Annotated in this window: 1 protein-coding gene; it reads right to left on the reverse strand. The window is 54.7% G+C overall.

The annotated features are described in order from the left end of the window. Positions 1–1418 (reverse strand): DNA mismatch repair endonuclease MutL (gene mutL, locus H6F43_RS00770; protein ID WP_190340127.1); only part of this gene is annotated, 1418 nt, incomplete at its 3' end. Positions 1419–1756: the final 338 nt, after the last annotated feature.

Here is a 1756-nt window from a genome sequence, read left to right on the forward strand (position 1 = left end):
ACCATCCAAAGCTGTTCGCCAAACGGCTCCACCTCAACTCCCAGGCGCTGCAATTGCTCGACTTGAGCAGATCTCAGATGATTGAGCACGATCGGCGACGTTAATGCTACCAGTTGCCAGCGATCGCACAGTTGCTCATACAGCACCCGCTCATGAGCAATATGCTGCTCGATCAGCCATACCCCTGTTGGATGCTCGCCAAGGACGTATCGGTTGTGGACTTGAGCGATGGCGCGGAGGGGCGTAGGAGCGTGGGAACGGGAGGAAGTGGAAATTTCGCGATTGACCCTGTATCCGCCGTCGGATTCTGCGGCTTTGATCAGTTTGCCGATGCGAGTGGAGTACAGGCTATCGGGTAGGGCGGTTGAATCGAGGCGAAGGGCTTGGTCGATCGCGTCTGCAACCCGCTCGCGCCAGGAGTCTAGCTGATGCAAATACACTTCTGACTTGGCTGGATGACGATTCCAGTCAATCTGTTCTGGCGGCACTTGTAGATGAACGATGCACACCGGAAAGCGATCGCGAGGCAGCGCCCGCCGAAAACTGGACAAAATGGTCTGCTCGATCTCCGGCAGCTTCACGATTCGCCGATTCAGCGCAACCCGAATCCAGTCCGGGCGGTGACGATGGCAGCGATCAGGCAGACCAACCACGAGCGTTAGCCGTGGGGAGTTCCCTTCACCCTTGAGTTGGCTTCCCTCATTTTTCTGTGATATCTCTAGCCGCAGTTCCCGCAGATCGCCTAGCTGCACGTCGCGCAGGATTTGAGGCAGCAGTTGGCGAGCCGTATTGCCTGCCCAAAGGTTGAACCATTCGCGATCGTTCTGCTGCACTTGCCAGGTAACCTGAGGATGACAGAGTGCCAGTTGATGAACTGTCATTTGAACGGCGCGTAGCTGCTGCGCGATCGGGGGCAACCCTTCGCGACGAACAGACCAGTTTGCGAAGAGTTGGCTGGCAGTGACGATGGTGCCGGGCGCGATCGCCACAGGCTCCTCGGTAACAGGTTGACCCTGCGTGTCATAGGCAATTTTCCAGCCTGGCTGAATTGCGTCTTCTGGTTCTGATGGCAGCGATCGACTGGCAATTTCCAGCGTGGCTAGCTGCGTGAGGCTGTGCAGCGCCTCGCCGCGAAATCCCAAGCTGGTGATGCGTTCTAGATCGGCACTGCCCCGAATTTTACTGGTTGTGTGCGGTGCGGCTGCCTGACGTAGATTGTCGAGCGTCATACCGCTGCCGTTGTCGGCTACCCGAACGCGCCCCTGCTCTGGGTATAGAGAAATCACAATCCGGGTCGCTTCAGCATCTAGCGAGTTTTCTGCCAACTCCCGCACCACTGCCGCCAACGAATCAATCACTTCGCCTGCGGCAATCAAATGCACAACGTCGATCGGTAATGCTCGAATGCCCACTGTCATAGCTCTAGTCTAGCGATGAGCTATCTAAACTGTGCACTTGCTGTGTCTTATCCGTAAGAATGCTTAGGAAAAACTGCAATTTTGTTTAAGCCGGGGTGAGGGATTCTTACTTGCACTTTGCCCTGCAATAAGCCTTGCATCCGCTTCATCTTTGGCGATATTTTAAACCGAAATCTTAAAGCTACAGTGAAATTAAAATCATCTTTATCACTGCCAGAGTGCAGGTGTTACAGTGTACACATTGTCACAGTAGAATTACTGGACCCAGCAAGGGTGCGAAGCGACTGACAAATGGGGGTTACTGCATCTACGAGCTTACCTGGAGAGCAGCTAGCTTG

This window comes from Leptolyngbya sp. FACHB-36 (genome assembly GCF_014695955.1).
GTDB lineage: Bacteria > Cyanobacteriota > Cyanobacteriia > Leptolyngbyales > Leptolyngbyaceae > FACHB-36.